This is a genomic window from Ollibium composti, assembly GCF_004801285.1.
Lineage (GTDB): Bacteria > Pseudomonadota > Alphaproteobacteria > Rhizobiales > Rhizobiaceae > Mesorhizobium > Mesorhizobium composti.
Genome location: NZ_SSNY01000005.1, coordinates 261370 through 285215, shown reverse-complemented (window position 1 = coordinate 285215; position 23846 = coordinate 261370). Strand labels below are relative to the sequence as shown.

Annotated in this window: 26 protein-coding genes and 1 riboswitch; of the genes, 11 read left to right on the top strand and 15 right to left on the bottom strand. The window is 66.2% G+C overall.

The window, feature by feature from the left end; genetic code table 11:
* The first annotated feature begins 7 nt into the window (after positions 1 to 7).
* Positions 8 to 718 (top strand): YdcF family protein, encoded by a 711-nt coding sequence (locus E6C48_RS11250; RefSeq protein WP_136357240.1) that lies wholly within the window; start codon positions 8 to 10, stop codon positions 716 to 718.
* Between the two features lie 62 nt (positions 719 to 780).
* The gene (locus tag E6C48_RS11245; protein ID WP_136357146.1) at positions 781 to 1578 is read left to right on the top strand and encodes a lysophospholipid acyltransferase family protein; all 798 of its coding nucleotides are present in this window, start codon (positions 781 to 783) and stop codon (positions 1576 to 1578) included.
* Positions 1579 to 1738: 160 nt separating this feature from the next.
* Here E6C48_RS11245 and E6C48_RS11240 read toward each other — a convergent pair whose 3' ends face one another.
* Positions 1739 to 2686, bottom strand: coding sequence for an aldo/keto reductase (locus E6C48_RS11240; RefSeq protein ID WP_136357144.1), 948 nt, complete (start codon positions 2684 to 2686; stop codon positions 1739 to 1741).
* A 107-nt stretch (positions 2687 to 2793) separates the two neighbouring features.
* Positions 2794 to 3315 (bottom strand): gamma-glutamylcyclotransferase, encoded by a 522-nt coding sequence (locus tag E6C48_RS11235; RefSeq protein WP_136357142.1) that lies wholly within the window; start codon positions 3313 to 3315, stop codon positions 2794 to 2796.
* 76 nt (positions 3316 to 3391) lie between these two features.
* On the opposite strand from E6C48_RS11235, the gene E6C48_RS11230 reads away from it, so the two are divergent.
* Positions 3392 to 4393: a DUF2125 domain-containing protein gene (locus E6C48_RS11230; RefSeq protein WP_136357141.1), complete on the top strand. Its 1002-nt coding sequence runs from the start codon at positions 3392 to 3394 to the stop codon at positions 4391 to 4393.
* A gap of 68 nt (positions 4394 to 4461) precedes the next feature.
* Here the strand turns inward: E6C48_RS11230 and E6C48_RS11225 are convergent, their stop codons facing one another.
* Both E6C48_RS11225 and E6C48_RS11220 read right to left on the bottom strand, forming a co-directional pair.
* Positions 4462 to 5403: a prephenate/arogenate dehydrogenase family protein gene (locus E6C48_RS11225; RefSeq protein WP_206086471.1), complete on the bottom strand. Its 942-nt coding sequence runs from the start codon at positions 5401 to 5403 to the stop codon at positions 4462 to 4464.
* The gene (locus E6C48_RS11220) at positions 5396 to 6514 is read right to left on the bottom strand and encodes a pyridoxal phosphate-dependent aminotransferase (RefSeq protein ID WP_136357139.1); all 1119 of its coding nucleotides are present in this window, start codon (positions 6512 to 6514) and stop codon (positions 5396 to 5398) included. Before E6C48_RS11220 ends, E6C48_RS11225 begins: the two co-directional genes overlap by 8 nt.
* A 117-nt stretch (positions 6515 to 6631) precedes the next feature.
* Positions 6632 to 6708, top strand: a riboswitch (SAM riboswitch).
* Positions 6709 to 6757: 49 nt separating this feature from the next.
* Here E6C48_RS11220 and metA point away from each other — a divergent pair.
* The gene (gene metA, locus E6C48_RS11215) at positions 6758 to 7678 is read left to right on the top strand and encodes a homoserine O-acetyltransferase MetA (RefSeq protein WP_136357137.1); all 921 of its coding nucleotides are present in this window, start codon (positions 6758 to 6760) and stop codon (positions 7676 to 7678) included.
* 17 nt (positions 7679 to 7695) lie between these two features.
* Here metA and E6C48_RS11210 read toward each other — a convergent pair whose 3' ends face one another.
* Together E6C48_RS11210 and E6C48_RS11205 are read right to left on the bottom strand one after the other, a co-directional pair.
* The gene (locus E6C48_RS11210) at positions 7696 to 9510 is read right to left on the bottom strand and encodes an ABC transporter ATP-binding protein/permease (RefSeq protein WP_136357135.1); all 1815 of its coding nucleotides are present in this window, start codon (positions 9508 to 9510) and stop codon (positions 7696 to 7698) included.
* Entirely contained in the window at positions 9507 to 10283 is a 777-nt protein-coding gene (locus E6C48_RS11205) for a class I SAM-dependent methyltransferase (protein WP_136357236.1), read from the bottom strand. The genes E6C48_RS11210 and E6C48_RS11205 overlap by 4 nt, the downstream gene beginning before the upstream one ends.
* A gap of 126 nt (positions 10284 to 10409) precedes the next feature.
* Between E6C48_RS11205 and gloB the strand changes: the two genes are divergently transcribed.
* A complete protein-coding gene (gene gloB / locus E6C48_RS11200) occupies positions 10410 to 11177 on the top strand; it encodes a hydroxyacylglutathione hydrolase (protein ID WP_136357133.1) in 768 nt (255 codons plus the stop codon).
* A 7-nt stretch (positions 11178 to 11184) separates the two neighbouring features.
* The gene (locus E6C48_RS11195) at positions 11185 to 11619 is read left to right on the top strand and encodes a cupin domain-containing protein (protein ID WP_269142528.1); all 435 of its coding nucleotides are present in this window, start codon (positions 11185 to 11187) and stop codon (positions 11617 to 11619) included.
* A 10-nt stretch (positions 11620 to 11629) separates the two neighbouring features.
* On the opposite strand, the gene yddG is transcribed toward E6C48_RS11195, so the two are convergent.
* The gene (gene yddG / locus E6C48_RS11190; protein ID WP_136357131.1) at positions 11630 to 12520 is read right to left on the bottom strand and encodes an aromatic amino acid exporter YddG; all 891 of its coding nucleotides are present in this window, start codon (positions 12518 to 12520) and stop codon (positions 11630 to 11632) included.
* A 37-nt stretch (positions 12521 to 12557) separates the two neighbouring features.
* On the bottom strand, positions 12558 to 13307 hold the full coding sequence (locus E6C48_RS11185) for a DUF3108 domain-containing protein (protein WP_136357232.1): 750 nt from the start codon (positions 13305 to 13307) through the stop codon (positions 12558 to 12560).
* A gap of 254 nt (positions 13308 to 13561) precedes the next feature.
* On the opposite strand from E6C48_RS11185, the gene rpmB reads away from it, so the two are divergent.
* The 3 genes from rpmB to E6C48_RS11170 all read left to right on the top strand — a co-directional run bounded on the left by rpmB (position 13562) and on the right by E6C48_RS11170 (position 15291).
* Positions 13562 to 13855, top strand: coding sequence for a 50S ribosomal protein L28 (gene rpmB / locus E6C48_RS11180; RefSeq protein WP_136357129.1), 294 nt, complete (start codon positions 13562 to 13564; stop codon positions 13853 to 13855).
* A gap of 84 nt (positions 13856 to 13939) precedes the next feature.
* On the top strand, positions 13940 to 14620 hold the full coding sequence (locus E6C48_RS11175; RefSeq protein ID WP_136357127.1) for a queuosine precursor transporter: 681 nt from the start codon (positions 13940 to 13942) through the stop codon (positions 14618 to 14620).
* A complete protein-coding gene (locus tag E6C48_RS11170) occupies positions 14617 to 15291 on the top strand; it encodes a spermidine synthase (protein WP_136357125.1) in 675 nt (224 codons plus the stop codon). The genes E6C48_RS11175 and E6C48_RS11170 overlap by 4 nt, the downstream gene beginning before the upstream one ends.
* Positions 15292 to 15299: 8 nt before the next feature.
* On the opposite strand, the gene E6C48_RS11165 is transcribed toward E6C48_RS11170, so the two are convergent.
* The 4 genes from E6C48_RS11165 to E6C48_RS11150 form a co-directional block, all read right to left on the bottom strand.
* Positions 15300 to 16304 (bottom strand): esterase-like activity of phytase family protein, encoded by a 1005-nt coding sequence (locus tag E6C48_RS11165; protein WP_230978727.1) that lies wholly within the window; start codon positions 16302 to 16304, stop codon positions 15300 to 15302.
* Between the two features lie 41 nt (positions 16305 to 16345).
* Positions 16346 to 18244 carry a cobaltochelatase subunit CobT gene (cobT, locus tag E6C48_RS11160; protein ID WP_136357123.1) on the bottom strand — a complete coding sequence of 633 codons (1899 nt, stop codon included), beginning with the start codon at positions 18242 to 18244 and terminating at the stop codon, positions 16346 to 16348.
* Between the two features lie 10 nt (positions 18245 to 18254).
* The gene (gene cobS / locus E6C48_RS11155; RefSeq protein WP_136357121.1) at positions 18255 to 19241 is read right to left on the bottom strand and encodes a cobaltochelatase subunit CobS; all 987 of its coding nucleotides are present in this window, start codon (positions 19239 to 19241) and stop codon (positions 18255 to 18257) included.
* A gap of 123 nt (positions 19242 to 19364) precedes the next feature.
* Positions 19365 to 19988 (bottom strand): J domain-containing protein, encoded by a 624-nt coding sequence (locus tag E6C48_RS11150; protein WP_136357119.1) that lies wholly within the window; start codon positions 19986 to 19988, stop codon positions 19365 to 19367.
* A 136-nt stretch (positions 19989 to 20124) separates the two neighbouring features.
* On the opposite strand from E6C48_RS11150, the gene E6C48_RS11145 reads away from it, so the two are divergent.
* Complete coding sequence (locus E6C48_RS11145; RefSeq protein ID WP_136357117.1) at positions 20125 to 20427, top strand: BolA family protein; 303 nt, start codon at positions 20125 to 20127, stop codon at positions 20425 to 20427.
* Between the two features lie 4 nt (positions 20428 to 20431).
* Positions 20432 to 21139, top strand: coding sequence for an aquaporin (locus tag E6C48_RS11140; RefSeq protein ID WP_136357114.1), 708 nt, complete (start codon positions 20432 to 20434; stop codon positions 21137 to 21139).
* Here E6C48_RS11140 and E6C48_RS11135 read toward each other — a convergent pair.
* Genes E6C48_RS11135 through E6C48_RS11125 form a run of 3 tightly spaced genes read right to left on the bottom strand, consistent with a single transcriptional unit; the run spans position 21090 to position 23730 of the window.
* Positions 21090 to 22010, bottom strand: coding sequence for a transporter associated domain-containing protein (locus tag E6C48_RS11135; protein WP_136357112.1), 921 nt, complete (start codon positions 22008 to 22010; stop codon positions 21090 to 21092). The two genes, E6C48_RS11140 and E6C48_RS11135, sit on opposite strands and share 50 nt — an antisense overlap.
* Entirely contained in the window at positions 22007 to 23122 is a 1116-nt protein-coding gene (gene aroB, locus E6C48_RS11130; protein ID WP_136357110.1) for a 3-dehydroquinate synthase, read from the bottom strand. The genes E6C48_RS11135 and aroB overlap by 4 nt, the downstream gene beginning before the upstream one ends.
* Positions 23119 to 23730 carry a shikimate kinase gene (locus tag E6C48_RS11125; RefSeq protein WP_136357108.1) on the bottom strand — a complete coding sequence of 204 codons (612 nt, stop codon included), beginning with the start codon at positions 23728 to 23730 and terminating at the stop codon, positions 23119 to 23121. Before E6C48_RS11125 ends, aroB begins: the two co-directional genes overlap by 4 nt.
* Between the last annotated feature and the right edge of the window lie 116 nt (positions 23731 to 23846).

Genomic DNA, 23846 nt, shown 5'->3' with positions numbered 1-23846 from the left:
TGTGAGCATGAAGGGGCAGGATTCGATCGACACGGCGGGCACCGCGCCGGCGGCGGTCGATGGCGCGCGCCTGCCAGGCCGCGCCGTCGTGCGGATTGCGCTCGGTTGTCTGGTCCTGGTGGCCGCCTGCTTCGTCGTCGGTTTCGGCTGGTTCGCCAGCCATGTCGCCCACCTGTCGACGCCGGCCGATCCGCAAAAGGCTGACGCCATCATCGTTTTGACCGGCGGCCAGGCGCGGCTCGACGCGGCGATGGAACTGCTCGAATCCGGCAAGGGCCAACGGCTGCTGATCAGCGGCGTGCATCCCTCCGCCAGCCGTTTCCAGTTGCAAAGGGCGATGGGCGGCGACAAGGCGCTATTCTCCTGCTGCGTCGACCTCGACCGCACCGCGCTCGACACCATCGGCAACGCCGAGGAAAGCGCCAAGTGGGTGGAGAACCATGCCTATGGCAGCATCATCGTCGTCACCAACAACTACCACATGCCGCGCAGCCTGCTGGAGCTCGGCCGGCTGCTGGGCGGCGCTCGACTGGAACCCTATCCGGTGGTCAATTCCGATCTCGGCAACGGCAACTGGCTGACCAAGCCGGAGGCTCTGCGCGTGCTGTTCACCGAATACAACAAGTATCTCCTGGCGCTGGCGCGCGGCATCGTACCGTTGAAGCCGACGCCCGACGGCGTCACGCTGGCCGGCGCAGGCCCCCCTTCCGTCCGATAGCCGTTTCCTTTTTCGCCAGCCTTGGTGTAACGAACGGCAAATCCTACCGGGCAGCCCCACCGATGCTCTACCTCCGTTCGCTGGCTTTCAACTTTGCGTTCTACGTCAGCCTGATCGTCCAGATGATCCTCTGGACGCCCTATTACTTCCTGTCGCCGCGCCACCGCGCCTGGTTCGTGCCGAAATTCTGGTCGCGAACCAGCCTGTGGCTCTACCGCGTGATCGCCGGCACGAAAAGCGACATCGCCGGCACGGAGAACCTCCCGGAGGGCTCCTTCATCCTCGCGCCCAAGCACCAGTCGTTCTGGGACGCCATCGCCTTCTTCCCCTACCTGAAAGATCCGCTCTACATCCTCAAGCGCGAGCTGACCTGGATTCCCTTCTTCGGCTGGTACATCCAGAAGATGCGCATGATCCCGGTCGATCGCGGCAGCCGTTCCAAGGCGCTGAAGGCCGTCACCGCCGCCACGAGGGCCGAAATGGCGCGCAACCCGCGCCAGCTCATCATCTACCCCGAAGGCACGCGCCGCGCGCCCGGCGCCGAACCAGCCTACAAATACGGCATCGTCGAGATCTACACGCAGCTCGGCCTGCCGGTGGTGCCGGTCGCCCATGTCGCCGGCCTCTACTGGCCGCGCCGCAAGTTCCTGCGCTATCCGGGAACCATCCGCGCCCGCTTCCTGCCCGCCATCCCGCCGGGGCTCGGTAAGGACGAATTCATGCGGCGACTGATTTCGGAGACGGAGGCAGCCTGCGACGCCTTGCTCGTCGAGGCATCGCGCCAGCCGAACCCGCCGCCGCTGCCGCCGACCGCCGTCAAGCGGCTGGCGGAATTGACGTCCGAGGCGAAGTGGAAGTAGGCACTCTTCGGATAAGCTCAGAGTCCTTTTGAAAACCGTCAGGCCGTAGCGAAAACGATGGTCGGCGAGCACCGGAGCGGAACGTACACCAAGTACGTGAGCACCGGAGCGCAGCCGGGTATCGTTTGCAGCCCGGCCTCACGGGATTTCAAAAGGACTCTCAGGCGCTGGCGTCGTCCAGTTCTCTTACATCGGCGGCCGACAGCGGCAGCGACGCCGAACGGATCAGGCTCTCCAATTGCTCCAGGCTGGTCGCGCTGGCGATCGGCGCGGTCACGTCCGGACGGGCGATGATCCAGGCCAATGCCACCTCGGCCGGCGCGGCCTTGTGCCGGGCCGCCACAGCATCCAGCGCATCGAGGATGCGCAGGCCTCGCTTGTCGAGATATTTCTTCACCCCGCCGCCGCGCGCGCTCTTGCCGAGATCGGCGACCGAACGGTACTTGCCCGACAGGAAGCCGCTGGCCAGGCTGTAATAGGTGATGACGCCGAGCCCTTCGGCCGCGCAAAGGTCGGCCAGCGGCCCCTCGTAAGAAGCGCGGTCGTAGAGATTGTATTCCGGCTGCAAGACCTCGTAGCGCGGCAGGTCACGCAGCCGGGCGATGTCGAGGGCCGCGCGCAACTGTCCGGCATCGAGGTTCGAGGCGCCGATGGCGCGAACCTTGCCGGCCTTGATGAGCTTCTGGTAGGCGCCCAGCGTTTCCTCATGCGGCGTCGTCGGGTCCGGCCAGTGCGACAGGTAAAGGTCGATGGCGTCGATCTGCAAACGCTTCAGCGAATCCTCGACGGCCTTCTCGATATGGGCGGCGGAGAGGTCCTTCTTGCCCTGCCCCATGTCCGAGCCGACCTTGGTGATGACGACGACGCGCTCGCGGTTGCCCCGCGCCTTCATCCACTTGCCGATGATGGTTTCCGATTCGCCGCCCTTGTTGCCCGGCACCCAGCGCGAATAGGCGTCGGCCGTGTCGACGGCGTTGAAGCCGGCTTCGACGAAGCGATCGAGCAGGGAAAAGGATGTCCTTTCATCGGCCGTCCAGCCGAACACGTTGCCGCCGAAGACGAGAGGGGCGATTTCGAGGTCTGTTCGACCGAGCCGGCGCTTCTGCAAGATATATCTCCGTGTTCGTCCATCGAATCGACTGGTTGCCCGCCGACCCTATTGCCTGTGGCCACCCGGTCCAAGCAAAGACGTTCCGTTTTGCCCGGATCGCCGCTTCACGATGGTGCGAGCCGCCGCGCCACGCCCTCCAGCCAGCGGTCGCGGATGCCGAGCGATTCCAGGTGCTCCAGCGTACTGGAAAGATAATCTTCGTTGCGGCCGGACTGGCCTGATGCGCCCTGCACCGCCGCCGCCGCCCTGTCCTCATCCAGCGCGCCGGCATACTGCTCATGCGCGCGATCGGCGACATAGGTCACCGCCGGCACCGTCTCGCCTGTCTCCAGCCGCACCACCACCATGCGTTCCAGATAGACGTTGGTAACGAGCTCGCGCGCACGCAGATAGTCGATCACCTCGTCGTGCCGCTCGCCGCGCACCCGGAAGGCAAGCCCGACGCAGGAACCGCCGCGATCCAGCCCCAACACCAGCCCCGGCCGCTCGCGCGTGCCGCGATGGACGAAGGAATAGATGCAGAGCGATCGGCGATAGCCGTAAAGCCGCGCCCGGCGCGCCTCGACATGCTCGAACCCCGGCCGCCAGATCAGCGAGCCATAGCCAAAAACCCAAAAATCGCCCATATCGCCAAGCCTGTATGCAAGGAAGGGAACGCCGTGCGGAACCGCCGGCACTCCCCGCGTTAACGAGAGCGGCAGCATGACGTCAAGTGAACAATCCCCGCCGAAGTCCCGCCGCCGCGGCCTGCTCTGGCTTGTGCTGGCGCTGCTCGTGGCGTTCGGCCTCTACAGCGCCGGCTGGTTCTGGCTGTCCGACAGGGTCCGCGGCCAGACCGCCCAGGTCATTGCCGCGCTGAACGGCAAGGGGATCGACGCTGAATGCGCCAACCTCACGGTCAGCGGCTATCCGCTGCGCTTCGTCGTTTCCTGCGACAGTCTCGCCTATGAGGATGACGCCCGCGCCGTCGCCGCCTCCAGCGGCAAGCTGGACGCGGTGGCGACGATCCTGCGGCCATTCTCGCCATCGGCGGAATTTCGCGGGCCGCTCAGGACCACCGCTCCCGGCATGCCACCGCTGTGGATCGACTGGGATCACCTGCGGGCCGACGCCGGCCTGTCCTGGCCGACGCCGGCCAGCCTGAGCCTGACCGCCGAGGGCCTGTCGGGCCAGACCGATCCGGAAGACGGCGACCCGGTCTCGCTGTTCAGCGCCGGCAAGGCCGACACCGAACTGCGGCCGAGCGGCGAAGACCTCGTCGCCGGCGGCCGCTTCGGCGATGTCGAGATCGATGCCGAGGCCATCGGCGGCCGCCTGGTGCCGCCCTTCGACGCTGCCGGCGAGGCGACGCTGAAGAACGGCGTCGCGATGCTGCAGGCGGGCACGAAAAGCCTGCGCGGCCAATCGATCGAGATCGCCAACCTCGAACTTTCCTCCGGCGAGGCGCGCGTGTCGCTCTCCGGCCCCCTCTCCATCGATGCCGACGGCCTGATCGACGCCAAATTGAACATCAAGCTCACCAACCCGAAGGCGGTAGCGACCGTGCTTGCCGGCATCATCCCGGAACAGAAACGCCAAATCGAGCAGGGCTTCGCAGCCCTTGCCATGCTGGGCTCCTCCCCGTCGATGCCGCTGGTTATCGCCAAGGGCAAGGCGTCGCTGGGGTTCATTCCGTTGGGGAAGATCGGGGCGATAGGGGAGTAAGGAAATAAGGCGGTACGGCGGTAGGTAGTCCAATACCTACTGCCCTACTGCCCTACTGCCCCACTGCCCTATTCCCCTATTCCCTTCCCCTGCTCCACCCCGTGCCGCCCGAAGTCCGGCGCCGCCGTTTCCTGGCCGGCCTCGATGATCGAACGGCGGATGCCACGCGTGCGGGTGAACAGGTCGAACAGTTTCTCCCCGTCGCCCCAGCGGATCGCCCGCTGCAGCGAGGCAAGGTCCTCGGAGAAACGCGCCAGCATTTCCAGGATCGCGTCCTTGTTGTGCAGGCAAACGTCGCGCCACATAGTCGGGTCGGAGGCGGCAAGGCGGGTGAAGTCGCGGAAACCGGAGGCCGCGTATTTGATGACCTCGCCCTTCGCTACCGATTCCAGGTCGTCGGCGGTGCCGACGATGTTGTAGGCGATGATGTGCGGCAGGTGCGAGACGATCGCCAGCACCATGTCATGATGTTCGGCGTCCATCGTGTCGATGTTGGAGCCGCAACGGCGCCAGAATTCCGACAATTTTTCCAATGCGGCCGGATCGGTGCCGGGCAGCGGCGTGAAGATGCACCAGCGGTTCTCGAACAGTTCGGCAAAGCCGGCGTCGGGGCCGGACTTTTCCGTGCCGGCCAAGGGATGGCCGGGGATGAAATGCACGCCCTTCGGCACGAAGGGCTGCATCTGCGCGATCACCGAGGCCTTGGTGGAGCCGACATCGGTGAGGATCGCCCCGTTCTTCAGCGCCGGCGCGATTTCTTCTGCGACCTCGGCCGAAGAGCCGACCGGCACCGAGACGATGACGAGGTCCGCGTCGCGCACGGCCTCTCTAAGATCAGTCGAATAACTGTCGCCGAGGCCGAGTTCCTCGGCCCGCTTCAGCGTCGAAGGACTGCGCGTGGCGATGGCGATATGGCGGGCAAGGTGCTCGCGGCGGATGACGCGCGCCAGCGACGAGCCGATCAGGCCGATGCCGACCAGCGCGATCTTTTCAAACAGGGGTTCAGGCATTGTTCTGGCTTTTCAGGAATTCGGAAAGGGCGGCGGCGACGCCGCGATTGGCTTCTTCGGTTCCGACCGTCATGCGCAGCGCGTTGGGAAAACCGTAGCCGGCAACGCGCCGCAATATATAGCCGCGTGCCGTGAGATAATCGTCGGCCTTCGCCGCCGAGTGCCTTTCGGCTTCGGAGAAATGGACGAGGAGAAAATTACCGACGCTGGGCGTGACGCGGAGGCCGAGCCTGGTGAATTCTTCGGTGAGCCAGGCGAGCCACTGCTCGTTGTGGGCGACGCTGCGCGCAATATGCTCGCGGTCGCGGATGGAGGCGATGCCGGCCTCGATCGCGGTGGCGTTCACGTTGAACGGCCCGCGCACGCGGTTCACCGCATCGACGATAGCAAGCGGGCCGTACATCCAGCCCAGCCGCGCGCCGCCGAGGCCGATCTTGGAGAAGGTGCGCGTCATCACCACGTTCTCGCTGGAGCCGACCAGTTCGATTCCCGCCTCGTAGTCGTTGCGCCGGACATATTCGGCATAGGCGGCGTCGAGGATCAAAAGCACGTTTGCCGGCAAGCCGGCATGGAGCCTGCGCACCTCGTCGAACGGCAGGTAGGTGCCGGTCGGATTGTTGGGGTTGGCGAGGAAGACGATCTTCGTGCGTGACGTCACCGCCGCCAACATGGCGTCGACGTCGGCCCGCTCGTTGATCTCCTTCACCACCACGGGCTTCGCGCCTGCTGCCTGCACATAGATCTTGTAGACCATGAAGGCGTGTTCGGTGAAAATCGCTTCGTCGCCGGGCGACAGGTAGATCTGCGTCAGCAGGCCGAGGATTTCGTCCGAACCGTTGGAGCAGACAATGTTCGCCGGATTGAGCCCATGCACCTCGCCGATCGCCTCGCGCAGCCGCCTGGCCGAGCCGTCGGGATAGATGTCGAGTCGCCCGGCAACCGCGCGCGCGGCCTCGATCGCCTTGGGCGAGGGGCCGAGCGGGTTTTCGTTCGAGGACAGCTTGAAAAGCTTCACGCCGGCGGGCGCGGTGCTCTTGCCCGGCACATAGGCCTCGATGTCCATGATGCCCGCGCGCGGGGTTGGACGTGCCTGATGCTCAGCCTTGGTCATGTCGGAAATCCGTGGAAGCCGCTGCGGGAATACAGGCCGCCGCCGCCGCTGTCGAGAGGTGGCGGCTGGGCCAAACCGCGCCCGTTGACGACGCCGCGCCGCAGGCATAGATACGGTTTCGAACGTCGTGGTGATTTGCCGGTCGGCTTGCAGCCACGTTAAAGAAGTCGCTAAAGGACCGTGAGGGCAAAACCCATGGGGCCGGTCGCGATTTCGCCGCCGGTCTTTTTGTTGGAGTGTCCCATGCCAATCAAGATCCCCGATCAGCTTCCCGCCCGCGAAGTGCTTGCCCGCGAAGGCGTGTCCATCATGGACGAGAAGACAGCGCGACGACAGGACATCCGCCCCTTGCAGATCGGCCTGCTCAACCTGATGCCCAACAAGATCCGCACCGAAACGCAGTTCGCCAGGCTGATGGGCGCCACGCCGCTGCAGGTGGAACTGACGCTGGTGCGCGTCGGCAACCACAAGGCCAAGAACACCTCGGAAGAACACCTGATCGCCTTCTACCAGACCTGGGAGGAGGTACGGGATCGCAAGTTCGACGGCTTCATCGTCACCGGCGCACCGATCGAACTGCTGGCGTTCGAGGAGGTGAACTACTGGAACGAGCTGACCCGCATTCTCGACTGGACGGCGACGAACGTCCATTCCTCCTTCTTCATCTGCTGGGGCGCGATGGCGGCGGCGTGGCATTTCCACGACGTGCCGAAATACACGCTGGACAAGAAGGCGTTCGGCGTCTTCCGCCACAGGAACAACGCGCCCGCCTCGCCCTATCTCGCCGGCTTTTCAGATGATTTCGCCATTCCCGTCTCGCGCTGGACGGAGGTGCGCAGCGCCGACATCAAGCCCGACACCGGGCTGGAACTGCTGATGGAATCGGACAGGACCGGTCCCTGCCTTTTGTCCGAAAGGGCGGGCAACCGGCTCTACATGTTCAACCACATCGAATACGATTCCACCTCGCTGAAGGAGGAATACGACCGCGACGTGGCCGCCGGCACCGCAATCGAAGTGCCGCACGAATACTATCCCGGCAACGATCCATCCAAGCCGCCGCTCAACCGCTGGCGCTCGCATGCGCATCTTCTGTTCGGCAACTGGATCAATCAGGTCTACCAGACGACGCCGTACGACATCGAGAACGTCGGGCAGGGCTGACGACAGGCGAGCAGCCGTCAGACCGATGACGCCGCCTTCTTGCGCTTGGGCATAGCGGGCGGCGGCTCGATGGCGCCGGCGCGCATGCGCGGCGGCCGCAGCGGCTCGCCGCCCTCGCGCTTGACGATGTTGAGTGCGCGCGGGAAGAAGGCGTGGTTGTGAAGGCCGCGGCCGATGTTGACGACGGCGGCCTCCGGAAGCCGTTTTTCCAGCATGGCGAGAATGCGCTTCACCGTCGCGCCGTCGAACGTATCCAGCGCCTCGTCGATGACGATCCAGCGCGGCTTTTCCAGTCCCAGCCGCGCGAAGGCCAGAAGCCGCTGCTCGTCGTCGTTCAACTCGTGCTCCCAGCGCGCCGAACGGTCGAGCGAGCCGGCAAGATGGTCCAGTCCCATCTCGCCGAGAGCCGCCTTGAGGGCCGCGTCGTCCTTGCGGGCCTCGTCGCTCGAACGCACGAGCACCTCGCGCAGCGGCGCCGGCGGGAAATAGGGCGTGCGCGGAATGAACACCGGCGTCTCCCCCTTCGGCATGCCGATGCGTCCGCTGCCCCATGGCCACAGCCCGGCGAGCGCGCGGAAGAACAGCGTCTTGCCGGTGCCCGGATCGCCGCTCACCAGCACATGTTCGCCCGGCTTGATGCGCACATGATCCTCGGTGAGCCGCGTACAACCGTCGGGCGACTTGATCTCCAGCCCCTCGAAGCTCATCGACCCGTCGGCGTTCTCGGCAAGCTCGATATGACCTTCGGCGCCGTGCAGCGTGTCCGTCTCCGTCAGCGCCAGCCGGAAGTCGGCCACCCGCATCAGCGTCGCGCGCCAGTCGGCGATGGCGCCGATGTTGTTGACGAACCATTTCAGCGAGGAATGTACCTGGTTGAAGGCGCCCACCGCCATCATCAGCCCGCCGAAGGAGATATCGCCGGCAAAATAGACGGGTGCGGCCACCAGGATGGGTGCCACCACGGTGATCCAGCCATAGGTGTCGGTGACCCAGGCGAGATTGATCTGCGCCGTATAGATACGCATCATGGCCGTGAGCACGGCGCCGAGGTCGAGGGAGAGTCGCTTCTTTTCCTGGCCCTCGCCATCGGCGAGCGCAATGGCGTCGATATGCTCGTTGACGCGCACCATGGAGTGCCGCAGTTCCGCCTCGCGCGTGTAGCGATCGCTGTTCAATTCGATCAGCGGCCGGCCGACCAGCCAGCTGATCAGCGACGCCAGGCCGGCATAGAGGAAGGCCGCCCACACCATATAGCCGGGGATGGCGATGGAATGGCCGGCGAGATGGAAGACGAAGCCGGCCGACAGGGTCCACAGCACGCCGACGAAGGAGACGAGCAGGATCAGCGCCTGCACGAAGCCGATGGCGAGGCCTGTCGTCAGGTCGGAGAGATGGCCGGCGTCCTGCTGCATGCGCTGGTCCGGATTGACGCCGATGGCGCCGGCATGGGTCAGGCGGAAGGCACGGTTCGGCCGCATCCATTCCTCGATGAGATCGGTCGTCAGCACCTCGCGCAGCCTGAGCTTGATGCGCTGGTTCAGCCATTGCTGCGCGATGTTGAGCAGGATCAGGCCGCCGGCGATGGCTGCGAACACCACGAGCTGATGCAGGAATTCGGCCACGTCGCGCCGCTGGATGGCGTCGTAGAAGGGCTGGTTCCAGCGGTTGAGCAGGATCTGGCCGAACGACGTGGCGACGATGACGGCGAGGATGGCGGCAGATGCCCAGGCGATCCTGCGGGTGATCGGCGAACCCGCCAGCGCCTGCCGCATGGTCGCGAGCTGGTCGGACAGGCTGCTCGCCTGGATTTCGGTGGTCTCGGGCGCATTCATGCGGGATCGGCTCCATGCCGCGTCGAACGGCTTCCGACACGGCCGAGGCCGGTGACGCCCTGCGGCGACAGCGCCGGCACGAAGACCCTGCGCGAAGCGCGCTGCGCCGCCGGCACCCCCTGATAGAGCCGCTTCTGCGCCGCCACCACCAGCACGCCCGAGAAGATCGGCCAGAACCGCCTGCCGCCGCGCTCCAGCACATTGTGGAAGCGCATCATGAAACGGCGCGGCGACGGCGGAAAATGCAATCCGTCGGCCCAGGCGGCGGGCGTGAAGTTCGCCTCGCGCAGCAGTTCCGCGAGCTGGCCGCGCGAATAGGGACGGCCGGTGCCGAAGGGCGTGTGCTCGAAGCGCGCCCACATGCCGCGTCGGTTGGGCACGACGATGACGACATGGCCGGCGGGCGACAGCACACGCCAGATTTCGTTCAGCGTCTCGCGCGGATTCTCGGTATGCTCGAGCGAATGGACGAGCAGCATGCGGTCCACCGAGGCGTCGACAAGCGGCAGGTCCTCCTCGAACACCAGCGCGGTGGATGTCGGCCCCGTCGCCGGCCACACCACCGCGCCCTGCGCCGCCGGCATGAAGGCGAAGACGCGCTCCGCATCCGCGCCGAACCGTTCCAGCCAGGGCAGCGTATAGCCCAGCCCGACGAGACGTTCGTTCGGCACACTCGCCCATACCGACGAAAGCGCCATGGTGATGGAATGCTCCGCCAGCCGGCCGAGCGTCGAGGCATAGAAGGAGCGCAGGTCGACAATGTCGGAATGCATGGCGGGACGGTATCCGCGAAGCGGGTGGAGTTCAACAAAGGCGACGGCGGCGACATTGGCGGGTGACAGCCGCATCCGTCCGCCCTATCTGTGACTTCGACAGACGAATGCAAGAGGAGAAGGCGGATGGCCGTCGAGATCGAACAGTTCATGTGCCGCGAGGACAATTTCGGCGTGCTGATGCGCGACCCGGTGACCGGCGACACGGCGCTGATCGACGCACCGGAGGAAAAGCCAATCCTGGCAGCGATCGAGCGGACCGGCTGGGTGCCGAAACTCCTGCTCATCACCCATCATCACGCCGACCATGTCGAGGCCAACCTTGCCCTGAAGAAGCGCTTCGGGCTGAAGATCATCGGTCCCGAGGGCGAGAAGGACAGGATTCCCGGCATCGACGACACCGTACGCGGCGGCTCGACCATCGGCTTCGGCAACGAGGAGATCGAGGTGATCGACACGCCCGGCCACACCGCCGGCCACGTTTCCTATTACATGCCCCAGTCCGGCGTCGTCTTCGCCGCCGACACGCTGTTCGCGCTCGGCTGCGGGCGGCTGCTCGAATGCCCGCCCGATGTCATGTACGAATCACTGAAGAAGCTGTCGGACCTGCCGCCGGACACGAAAGTCTATTGTGGCCATGAATACACGCTTTCCAACGCCCGCTTCGCGCTGACGGTCGATCCCGACAACAAGGCGCTGCAGGCGCGGGCGAAAACGGTCGAGGCGCTGCGGGAGGCGGGCCGGCCGACGCTGCCCACCACCATAGGCGACGAACTGGCCACCAATCCGTTCCTGCGCTGGTCGGACCCGTCGATCCGCAGGCACCTCGGCATGGAGCAGGCGTCCAGCGACGCCGTCTTCGCCGAGATCCGCCGCCGCAAGGACAATTTCTGAGCCGGCCGTGACCCCGCGCACCGTCATCGAAACCCTCGGCATGAAGCCGCATCCCGAGGGCGGCTGGTATGTCGAGACGTTTCGCGACGCTCCCGAAGGCGGACGCGGCCATTCCACCGCCATCTATTTCCTGCTGGAGCGGGACCAGGTCTCGGCCTGGCATCGCGTCAGGGACGCCGCCGAGATCTGGCATTTCTACGCCGGCGCACCGCTGGAACTGTCCATCCACGAGGAGGGTCGGCGGGTCGAAAAGCATCGTCTCGGCCCCGACCTCGCCGCCGGCCAGCGCCCGCAGGCAGTCGTCCCCGCCGGCTGCTGGCAGACGGCTAAAAGCCTGGGCGACTGGACGCTGGTCGGCTGCACGGTCGCACCCGGTTTCGATTTTTCTGCCTTCGAGCTGGCCGCCCCCGATTGGCAGCCCGTGGTCGCGTCGGAGCGGTGATCCTGGCCGCCTAGCGCCCCGCCTCCGCGGCCGCGACCTTGCGTCCACCGAACAGCAGCGCCTTTGCCGCCAGCACCGCGCCACCAGTGATCAGCATGCAGGCCGCAAGGATGCGCCAGCTTGGCTCGGCGAAGCCTGCCGCGATCAGCACCAGCGTCGAAAGCAGCGGTGCGGCGTAGCTCGCCGCGCCCAGCACCTGGATGTTGCCGCGCTTGACGCCGATGTCCCAGGCGTAGAAGGCAGCCCCCACCGGCATCAGGCCGAGCCCTAGTACCGCCAGCCACTGGCCGGTGCCAGCGGGCCAGACCGTTTCCTCCAGCAGCAGGTGGCAGACGAGCGAGAGCACAGCCGTCGCCAGGCAGAACCAGGTGACGATCGTCGTCGGCACCGAGGGGAAGCGCCGAGACAGAAGCGAATAGCCTGACCACAGGAAGGCGCACACCCCTGCCATCGCATAGCCGAAGCCATAGCGCGCATCGAAGGAAAGCCCGCCACCCTTGGTGATGATGAGCACGGTGCCGGCCAGTCCCAGCAGCGCGCCGGCGACATGGTTCCAGGCGAGTTTTTCACCTGGCATCAGCGCCGAGCCCAGCACGATCAGCAGCGGCCACAGATAGGCGATGAGGCTCGCTTCCACCGCTGGCGCGTTGCGCAGCGCGGTGAAGTAGAAGAAGTGGTAGCCGAACAGACCGGCGATGCCGATCAGCCACACCTGGGGCGGGATTTTTTCCCGCCGTGCCGGCGGCGCGAAAGCGCGCGCGGCGAGTCCCACGCAGGTGCCGATGGCAAAGCAGATCGCCGAAAGCTGGAACGGCGGCATGGAGCCCGAGGCGTCAGTCAAAAGCGCCAGCAGCGCCCACATGGCGATGGCCGAAAAGCCGATCAGTGTCGCGCGCGCCATTTGCAGTCCCCCTGGCCTTCGCAGGGCGCGCGGCGCCTTACTGCGTCGTTTCGAAACGTCGCGCGTTGACGGTAAGCGTGCCGATCTCGGTGCCCACCGTGGCGCGGATCGGCGCATATACGCCGGTTTGCCCGAGCGGCGCAAAGGTCACGAGGATACGGCTCTTGGTCCTCAGATATTGCAGTCCCTTGCGTCCCTTGCGGTAGCCCGAGACCGGCTCGAACTGCATCCGGCAGGTCACCGTCGGCCCCTTGTAGCCGGGAACGGCTATCTCGCCCTTGGCGGCAAGGGAGAGCGTCAGGTTGGCGCGCATCTCGCCGTCATATATCCTGACCGTGCGGCTGCAGACCGAATCGAGATCGGCGGCCGGCACGATCGTGGTGGCGGTCGGGTCGAGCACGCCCTTGAGGTCGCTGAGGTCGATCGCCACCCAGTCCTCCGGACGCGGCTTCGGCGGCGGCAGTACCTTTGTCGAGGTGACGGAACCGCCGGAAAAGCGGATGTCCAGCATCGACGCCTTCTTGCCCGACGTGTAGTCGGCGCGGAAGCTCTGCGGCACGACGCGCTGACCTGTGACCCTGCCCGTCGCCCTCAGCGTGCCGGTGGTGTCGTCGAACAGGCGGGCAAGGCCCGCCGCCGCCACGCGGCCGTCCACGGTGTAGCTATCGCCATCGTAGCGGCTGTCGAAGCTGGCCTTGACGACCGTGAGGCCGAAATAGGAAACCGTGTACTCGCCATGGAACGTGCCCGCATACGCCATCGCGCCCGGCGACACGGCGGCCAGCATGGCAAGCAGGGCGACATGACGGAACACGATGCGGCTAGACTCCGGCGCTCGCGGTTGCAAGATTGCCCTTGATATAGGGGCGATTCCGGCGGCAATGTGAAGCGGCCGGCCTTCGCCCCGCCAGCTTGCGCTTGACGCCCCTGCGAAATGCCACTATGGAACGCCAACTTTTTCCATGAGGCCGCTTGAGCAGTCCGCGCGCCGTCCGGCGCGGCAGCACGATTTGGCCCGAGCAGAACCTGAAGGTAGCAAACATGTCCCGCGCCTGCGAACTCACCGGCAAAGCCGTCCTGACCGGCAACAATGTGAGCCATGCCAACAACAAGACCCGGCGCCGTTTCCTGCCGAACCTGGTCAACGTCACGCTGATCTCGGAAGCGCTGAACCAGAACGTGCGCCTGCGCATTTCGGCAAATGCCCTGCGTTCGGTCGAGCATCGCGGCGGCCTCGACGCCTTCCTCGCCAAGGCGAACGAGAAGGAGCTGTCGCAGCGCGCCCGCCTCTTGAAGAAGCAGATCGCCAAGAAGGTCGCCGAGCAGGCCGCCTAAGGAATTCAGGCGGGGGACGACCGCCTCTGCGGGAGCGCGCCTGACAGGCAAGCTCCCACTGGTTCCATAACCCAGGATAAAAAAATGAATTTCCTGTTCCGTTACCTGCCTTTCGTGGCGGCCATGGCGCTTGTCGTCGTCACCTCCAACATCCTCGTGCAGTTCCCCATGCAGGGCAGCCTCGGCGGCCTGGCCCTGGCAGATATCCTGACCTGGGGCGCCTTCACCTATCCCTTCGCCTTCCTCGTCACCGACCTCGCCAACCGCCGCTACGGGCCGGCGGTGGCGCGCAGGATCGTCTTCGTCGGCTTCATGCTGGCGGTCGTCACCTCCATCGTCGCCCCGCCGCTGCTGTTCAAGGCCGGCTGGATCGAGTTCGAGACGCATGCCGACCGGCTGGTACGCATCGCGGCCGCTTCCGGCGCGGCCTTCCTGACAGCACAACTGCTCGACGTGACGGTGTTCAACTGGCTGAGACGACAAAGCTGGTGGCGGGCGCCGATCTTCGGCACGCTGGCCGGCTCGATCTTCGATACCGCGATCTTCTTCACGATCGCGTTTTCGGCCGCTTTCGCCTTCGTTGGACCGGGCGACGCTTTCGCGCTGGAGCCTGCCCCGCTGCTCGGCATGTTTTCTGTCGAGACCATGCGCTGGCTCTCCTGGGCGCTCGGCGACCTGTCGGTCAAGCTCCTGATCGCCGTCTTCGCGCTGATCCCCTACCGGCTGATCGCCGCGCGCTGGATGCGGCCGGCGGTCGCCGCGTGATTCCCTGGGTCCAATTGGACAGGGCGCCGCTACCGGATGGCGGCGAGCTTCGCCTGAAACGGCGCGGCACGGAATTCTCGATCATGCTCGGCACGAACGAGCTGATGAACAGCCGGCTCTCCAGTTCCGAGGAAGCCCTCGCCGCGCTGGCGTGCGAAAGGATTAACGGCCGCAACGCGCCAAGAATCCTCATCGGCGGCCTGGGTATGGGCTTTACGCTGCGTGCCGCACTGGATGCCCTGGGTGGCGACGCTAAGGTCGTGGTGGCCGAACTCGTTCCGGCTGTCGTCGCCTGGGCGCGCGGCCCGATGGCGACGGTGTTCGGCTCCTGCCTCGACGATCCGCGCGTCAGCGTCCGGCAGACCGATGTCGGGCTGCTGATCCGCGACCGCGCCACCGCCTACGACGCCATCCTGCTCGACGTCGACAACGGCCCCGAAGGCATCGTCCACAAAGGCAACGACGCGCTCTACGGCCATCGCGGCCTCGCCGAGGCCCATGCGGCGCTCAAGCCGGGCGGCGTGCTGGCGGTCTGGTCGTCGGCTCCGGACGCCGGCTTCACGCGACGGCTGGCCGGCGCAGGCTTTGCCGTCGAAGAGGTCAATATCCGCGCCAACGGCAAGCGCGGTGCACGCCATACGATCTGGCTCGCCGTCAGGAGATCCGCATAGCGGCCGGATCAATCCTCGTGCAGGATGAATTCCAGATAGAGATTGCGCTGCAGGATGGAATGGTTGTCGTCGGACATCAGCGAAACCATCAGCGCGCCGTCGGCGCGTCTCCACACGTCCATGCCTTCCATATTGTCGATCTGGTAGCCCATGTCGGCCTGCATCAGCACCGGGCCGTCGGCGACCGCACCGGGCGCGATGCCTTCGGCGAGGATTCGCCTGAGCCGCATCCTCACCCCGGTGGCGATGGAAAAGCTGCGCTCCAGAAGCAGCAGGTCGCCATTCGGCAGGAAAGCGCCGTCGGTGATGTCGAAATCGCCGTCGCGCCTGACCGTGAAGACGCCCTTGCGCGGGCCTTCGAGCACTGCGGCAAAGACGTTGCCAGCCTTGTCCAGGCTCTTTTCTGACACCACCACCAGCGCGCCCTTGAGCGGGCCGTCCGAATTGGCATAGGCGACCGTCTCGAAACCGCGGTTCTGGCGCAGTTCCTCGACCGGAACGAGGAAATCGAGCTGGCGGAACGGCACCTTCATGGCGCCGGCGTCGATGCGGTATTGCGCAACGCGATGGTTGCGCTCGAAACCGACCGTGGCGACGCCGTCCCGGACCGCGAGGCCCTCGGCATCGACCTGCCATTTCTTCGCGATCGCCTTACCGTCCTTGTCCACCATCTGCTGCATGTGGAAGCCGGCGATGCCCGAAGGGCGCCCGCCGGCATCGCGTTCGACCGAACCGAAGAACCAGAAGCCGGTGTCGGCCACGCCGATGAAATCGCTGCCGTCTTTCAGGAAACGAAAGGCCGACAGCGCGCCGAAATCGCGGACCGGCGCCGTCATCTCCAGCCCGCCGACGAACTCCAGCGGCCCGAAAAGCCTGTCGTCGCGGCCGATGCGGAACTGGCTGATCGGGCGCACGGAAACGGCGACGGGTTCGACGGAGGACGGCCCGGCCAGGACCGGTGGGGCGGCGGCAAGAAACGCCAAAGCCGCCAGAGAGGCAAACCATGTCCTCATCAACGCCCCCATACCCGGCGAGCGTGACAGCGCGGAAAGCCTCACGAAGCGCGCCGCAGGCCGCCGCGACGCGTCTCTCGCGGCGTCTCCTCGCCGAACAGCGAGGCAAGCTGCTCGGTCATGGCGCCGGCCAGTTCCTCGGCGTCGACGATGGTGACGGCGCGGCGATAGTAGCGCGTCACGTCATGGCCGATGCCGATGGCGAGCAGTTCGACCGGCGAACGCGTCTCGATCAGGTCGATGACGGCGCGCAGGTGCCGCTCCAGATAGTTGCCCGGATTGACCGACAGCGTCGAATCGTCCACCGGCGCGCCGTCCGAGATCATCATCAGGATCTTGCGCTGCTCGGGCCGCGCGATCAGGCGCTGGTGCGCCCACAGCAGCGCCTCGCCGTCGATGTTTTCCTTCAAGAGCCCCTCGCGCATCATCAGGCCGAGGTTGCGACGCGCGCGCCGCCACGGTGCGTCGGCCGACTTGTAGACGATGTGGCGCAGGTCGTTGAGACGGCCGGGGGCGACCGGCTTGCCGTCCTTCAGCCACTTCTCGCGCGCCTGCCCGCCCTTCCAGGCGCGGGTCGTAAAGCCCAAAATCTCCACCGACACGCCGCAGCGCTCCAGTGTGCGGGCAAGGATGTCGGCGCAGGTGGCCGCAACCGTGATCGGCCGGCCGCGCATCGAGCCGGAATTGTCCAGCACCAGCGTGACGACCGTATCGCGGAACTTGGTGTCGCGCTCTTGCTTGAAGGAGAGCGGCTGCATCGGGTCGATGACGACGCGCACCAGGCGGGCCGGGTCGAGATAGCCTTCCTCGAGGTCGAAGTCCCAGGAGCGGTTCTGTTGCGCCATCAGCCGGCGTTGCAAGCGGTTGGCCAGCCGCCCGACGACGCCCGACAGGCTGGCGAGCTGCTTGTCGAGGAAGGCGCGCAGCCGGTCGAGTTCTTCCTCGTCGCAGAGTTCCTCCGCGCCGACAGTCTCGTCGAACTGGGTGGTGAAGACCTTGTAGTCGATGTCCTTCGACAGCGTGTTGAAGGGATTGTCGTTGCGCTTGGCCTCGCCCGGCGTCTCGGCGTCGGCTTCCTCCTCGTCCGACAGGTCCTCGGAGGTAGCGTCGGTCGCCTCGGCCTCGCTCGACTGCTCGTCGTCGTCGGAAGCCTCGGCGTCCTGTTGCTGCGTATCCTCGCCGCTGGAATCGTCCTCGCCGCCTTCCTCGCTGTTTTCCTCGCCTTCCGGCTGGTTCTCGGCGTCGTCGTCGCTGTCCTCGGCGTCCTGGTCGTCGCCCAGTTCCTCGGCCATGTCCATCGAGGCCAGCATGTCGCGCACGACACGGGCGAAGGCGTTCTGGTCGTCCAGCTTGTCGACAAGCCCGTCGAGGTCGGCGCCGGCCTTGTCCTCGACCCACGGCTTCCACAAGTCGACCAGCCGTTCGCCGCTCTTCGGCGCGGCGCGGCCGGTCAGCTTCTCGCGCACCATCAGCGCCAGCGCTTCCTCGATCGGCGCGTCGGCCTTGTCCTTGACGTCGGCGAAATTGGCCTTTGCGTACTTGTCCTCCAGCATGGAGGTGATGTTGTCGGCGACGCCCGCCATCATGCGCGAGCCGATCGCCTCGACGCGGGCCTGCTCCACCGCGTCGAAGATGGCGCGGGCCTGCTTGCCCTCGGGCGCCAGCTTCAGGTGGATGCGCTGGTCGTGGCAGGCGCGCTTGAGCGCCATGGAATCGCCAAGACCGCGGGTGACGGCGATGTCGTTCGGCGACGGCTTCTTCGGCAGCTCGGGCAGCCGCGCGCGGCTGCCGGCCAGCGCCGGCCGGTCCTTGGCGAAGCCGACTTCCAGCTCCTTGTCGCCGGAGATGGCGCGCATGCACACCGTCACCGAGCGCTTGAAGGCGTCGGTTTCCGAGCCGTTCTTCGGCTTGTTGCGCGTGTTGTCGCCGGGTCCGGCCATCGGCGGCCTGCTATCCAAGCACGACGTTGGCGGCGCTTTCGGGCAGGTCCTCGCCGAAGGCGCGCTGATAGAACTCGGCCACCACCGGCCGCTCCAGCTCGTCGCACTTGTTCAGGAAGGTCAGCCGGAAAGCCATGCCGACATTGCCGAAGATCTCGGCGTTCTCGGCCCAGGTGATGACCGTGCGCGGGCTCATGACGGTCGACAGGTCGCCGTTGACGAAGGCCGAGCGCGTCATGTCGGCGACACGCACCATCTTGTTGACGATGTCCTTGCCCTTGGCGTCGCGGTAGTGCTTGGCCTTGGCCAGAACGATATTCACCTCGTTATCATGCGGCAGGTAGTTCAGCGTCGTGACGATCGACCAGCGGTCCATCTGCGCCTGGTTGATCTGCTGCGTGCCGTGATAGAGGCCGGTGGTGTCGCCCAACCCTACGGTGTTGGCGGTGGCGAACAGGCGGAAGGCCGGATGCGGGCGGATGACGCGGCTCTGGTCGAGCAGGGTCAGCCGGCCCGACGATTCCAGCACGCGCTGGATGACGAACATGACGTCCGGGCGGCCGGCGTCATATTCGTCGAAGCACAGCGCGACGTTGTGCTGGTAGGCCCAGGGCAGGATGCCGTCGCGGAACTCCGTCACCTGCTTGCCGTCCTTCAGCACGATCGCGTCCTTGCCGACGAGATCGATGCGGCTGACGTGGCTGTCGAGGTTGACGCGCACGCACGGCCAGTTGAGCCTGGCGGCCACCTGCTCGATGTGGGTCGACTTGCCGGTGCCGTGATAGCCCGACACCATGACGCGGCGGTTGAAGGCGAAGCCGGCCAGGATCGCCATGGTGGTCGCCTGGTCGAACAGATAGTCGGGATCGATGTCCGGCACATGCTCGGTGGCAGCCGAATAAGCCGGAACCACCATCTTGGACTCGAAGCCGAAAGTGTCCTTCACCGACACCGTCGTGTCCGGCAGGTTGGCGATGTCGCGATCGACCTTGTTCATGAATGCCTCAACGTCTCCACGGGCGAAACGTGCCGTTTCGCCGGCATAAAAAACTGTGCGGGGCGGTCTTAGAGCGTTTTGCGGCGGGAAGAAAGTTGGAAATCGGCCACTTTCGCCGCTGGCTCAACACAAACCCGCCTGCTTGAGCAGGCGATACGCCTGCAACACCTCGCGAAACCGCTCTTCCGAGCCGCGATCACCGCCATTGGCGTCGGGGTGATGGCGCTTCACCAGTTCCTTGTAACGCGCCTTGATCTCGGCAGCACCGGCGCGGCCGTCCAAGCCCAGCGTCTCCAGCGCCTTGGCCTCCAGGGGCATCGTCTTGCGCTCGCGCGGAGCCGTGCGCTCGCGCCCGTCGCCGAACAGGTTGTAGGGATCGCGCATCGAGCGGTAGTACCCGGCCCGGCCCGAGCGCTTGTCGGCGAAATCGGGCGCCGAGCGCGTCCCGGCGCCGGCGCTGGTGCCCATCTTCCAGGTCGGGCGGTGGCCGGTCAGCGCCTCCTTCTGGAAGCGCGCGATATCGCTGTCGGCCAGTCCCGAGAAATAGTTGAAGCCCTTGTTGTATTCGCGCACATGGTCGAAACAGAAGCGGAAATACTCGCCCTCCTTCATGCGCCCCACCGGCGCACGATGGGTGCCCGGCTGCTGGCAGCCGTCCCACTGGCAGATCGGCGCGCGCGACTTCACCTCGGCGTCGGGGTCGGGCCGCACGCGGATCTTCTCGAAATATTTCGGGTAGGGTTTCATTCCACCCCATTTATGGGCGCTTCGCGGTTGCGAAACAAGAATTGACATTTTCGCGGCGATGGCCCTACCGCTGAATCGCGGCGCACATGAGACGATCATGTCGGGAACGACCGCAATGTGGTGACGGAGCGCGGATATGTCCATACAGGCGACGATGGAAGACAAGCTTAACAGGGCTTTTTCGCCGGAGCGGCTGAGCGTCGTCAACGAAAGCCATCTGCATGCCGGCCATCACCACATCGAGAACGGCGAGCAGGCCGAGTTCGACGGCACCGGCGAGACGCATTTCCGCGTCCGTATCATCGCACCTGCCTTCTCGGGCATGAGCCGCGTCGAGCGCCACCGCGCCATCAACGCCGTGCTGGCCGACGAATTGAAAGCCGGCGTGCACGCGCTTGCCATCGAGCCGGCGGCGCCGGGCGAAAAGGTCAGATGGTGAGGCGATGAACGAACCGCTTTCCAAGAGGCTGGCCGCCGAGGCGCTGGGCTCGGCCTTCCTGCTCGCCACCGTCGTCGGCTCCAGCATCATGGGCGCGGAACTGGCGCAGGGATCGGCGGCCCTTGCCCTGTTCGTCACCTCGACCTCGACAGCCGCCATGCTGGCGGTGCTGATCTGGCTGTTCGGCCCCGTCTCGGGCGGTCATCTCAACCCGGTCGTCAGCCTTGCCTTCGCGGCGACAGGCCAGTTGAAATGGCGCGATGTCGCACCCTACTGCCTGGCCCAGCTTGCCGGCTTCCTCATCGGCGTGTGGGCCGCGCATGCCATGTTCGAACTGCCGATCCTCGAACTCGCCACAGTGGCGCGCACCGGCTCCGGCCACTGGCTCGCCGAAGCCATCGCCACCTTCGGCCTGATCCTGGTTATCCTCGGCTGCTTCGCCCGCACGCCGGCGGTGGTGCCGGCGATGGTCGGGCTTTATATCGGCGCGGCCTACTGGTTCACCGCCTCGACCGCCTTCGCCAATCCGGCCATGACGATCATTCGCGCCTTCACCGCGACGCCCGCCGGCATCCTGCCGCAGCATGTCGCCGGCTTCGTCGTCGCCGAGGTCATCGGAGCTGCAGTGGCGATCGCCGCAGCGCGGTATTTCTGGCCGAAACCTAGTCCGGCCGCGGCGCCGGAGGCTCAACCTCGACGGATACCGGCCTGATTCTGAGCCGCGCGATGCGGTTCTTGTCGCGCTTCATGACGACGAAGCGCTTGCCGTGGAAGGTGAACGCCTGACGCTCCTCCGGGATCGACTGCGTTTCGTGGATGACGAGGCCGGCGATCGTCGTCGCCTCCTCGTCGGGCAAGGCCCAGTTCAGCGCCCGGTTAAGGTCGCGGATCGGCACCGTGCCGTCGACCACCACCGAGCCGTCGGCCTCCTGCTTGACGCCCTGCATGTCGATGTCGTGCTCGTCGGCGATCTCGCCGACGATCTCCTCGATGATGTCTTCCAGCGTCACCAGTCCTTCGACCTCGCCATATTCGTCGACGACGACGGCGAAATGCGCCTTGCGGCGCAGGAAGGCGTTGAGCTGTTCCTGCAATGTCGTGGTGTCCGGCACGAACCACGGCCGCGCCGCCACCTTCATCAGGTCGAGCCGCGAAAAGTCGTTGCCGACCTCGTTCAGCGCGCGCAGCAGGTCCTTGGCGTGGACGACGCCGACGATGTTGTCGAGCGAGCCCTTCCACAGCGGCATGCGCGTATGCGGGCTTTGCAGGATCTCGCGCGCCACCGCCTCGGGCGGATCGTCGGCATTGACCGAGCGCATGGCGGTGCGATGGACCATGACGTCCGACACTTCCAGCTCGTTGAGCTCGGTCAGCCTGAACAGCGCGTCGAGGCGGCGGCGATGCTCGCTGACAGCGTCGCCGTCACGATCCGGCGAACCGTTGCCGTTGCGCGGTTCTTCCGGCCGGGGTTCTCCGCTGGGCGGCACATAACCCGCAGCCCTCGCCAGCCGGTCGCGAAACAGGCCGGCCAGCACGATCAGTGCGGCCAGGCACGCAGCGACGATCCAGCCGGCACCGGTCATCCGGGATGATTCTCCTTGAGGAAGGAAAGCACCTCGGAGGCCGGCACGTCGCGGGCGACGAAAGACTTGCCGACGCCGTGGGTGAGGATGAAGGTCAGCGTGCCGCGCGACACCTTCTTGTCCTGGGCGATGAAGCCGAGCAGCGCCTCGGCGTCCGGCAGGCCGCCCGGCACGTCGGCCATGCGCCACGGCAGGCCGACCGCCTTCAGATGCGCCTCGACGCGGGCCGCGTCGTCCGGGCTGGCGAGGTTCATGCGGGTCGAGAAGCGATGCGCCAGCGCCATGCCGATGGCGACGCCCTCCCCATGCACGAGACGCGCGCCGTCATACTGCACGGCCGCCTCCAGCGCATGGCCGAAGGTGTGGCCGAGGTTGAGCAGCGCTCGGTCGCCGGTTTCGAACTCGTCGCGCGCCACCACGTCGGCCTTGGCGCGGCAGGCCTCGGCGATCGCCTCGATGCGCGCCGCGCCGCCGGCGAACACGGCCTGCCAGTTCTTCTCCAGCCAGGCGAAGAAATCCGGCCGGTCGATCAGCCCGTATTTGGCGACCTCGGCATAACCGGCGCGGAACTCGCGCACCGGCAGCGTGTCGAGCGCCTCGGTGTCGGCCAGCACCAGCTTCGGCTGGTGGAAGACGCCGACGAGGTTCTTGCCGCGCGGCGAATTGATGCCGGTCTTGCCGCCGACGGAGGAATCGACCTGCGCCAGCAGCGAGGTCGGCACCTGCACGAACGGCATGCCGCGACGGGCGATACCGGCGGCGAAACCGGTCAGGTCGCCGACGACGCCGCCGCCGAACGCGATCACCGCGTCGCGCCGTTCGAGTTTCGCGGCGAGGATGCCGTCCACCACGGTTTCCAGATGCGAAAAGCTCTTGGTCTTTTCGCCCGGCGGCACGGTGATGACCGTGCTGGAGACGCCGCCCGCCTCCAGGCCTGCCTGCAAAACGGGAAGTTGCGCCGCCGCGACGTTCTCGTCGGTGACCACCGCCACGCGTGCGCCTGGCAGCCGGGCGGCGATCTCGGCACCGGCGCGGCCAAGCAGGCCCGGCCCGATCAGGATGTCGTAGGCCCGTTCGCCCAGCCCGACCTCGACCTTGACCGGCTCGCTCATGAACGCTCCCCTTCGCCGGCACCCGCCGTCATGCCGAAATGCCCGGCCAGCGCCTCCACCACCTCGGCGGCGATCACCTCCTTGCGCTCGTCGCGCGTGGTGACGGTGATTTCCGCCGTCGCATAGACCGGATAGCGGACCTCCATCAGCCTTTGCAGGACCGCGCGTGGATTGTCATTTTTCAGCAAGGGCCGGTTCTGCTTCTTCGACACACGCTCCATGAGGAGGTCCAGGTCCGCCTTCAGCCACACCGAGATGCCGTGCTCGGCGATCGCCTCGCGCGTCTGTTCGTTCATGAAGGCGCCGCCGCCGGTGGACAGCACCTGCGGGCCGTTCTCCGTCAGGAGCCGATGGATGACGCGCTGTTCCAGTGCGCGGAACTCGGCCTCGCCATAGCGTTCGAACAGGTCGGGAATGGTCATGCGCGACACAGCTTCGATCTCGTGGTCGCTGTCGATGAAGGGAAGGCCGAGCATGCCGGCCACCTTGCGCCCGATCGCCGTCTTGCCAGCGCCCATCAGGCCGACGAAGACGACCGAGCGCGCGCCCAGCCGCTCCCGCAGCGTGGCATGGTCCAGTATCGGCGAAAGGGCGGCTTGCGTGGTCATCCTGCCGGCGTATCGACATGAAAAGGCCGGCTTCGTCAAGCAGAGGCGGCATGTCGGACGCCGCCCCAACAGCCTTGAAATGGCCGGCGAGGCGTCCCATAACGGCACGACCCTCA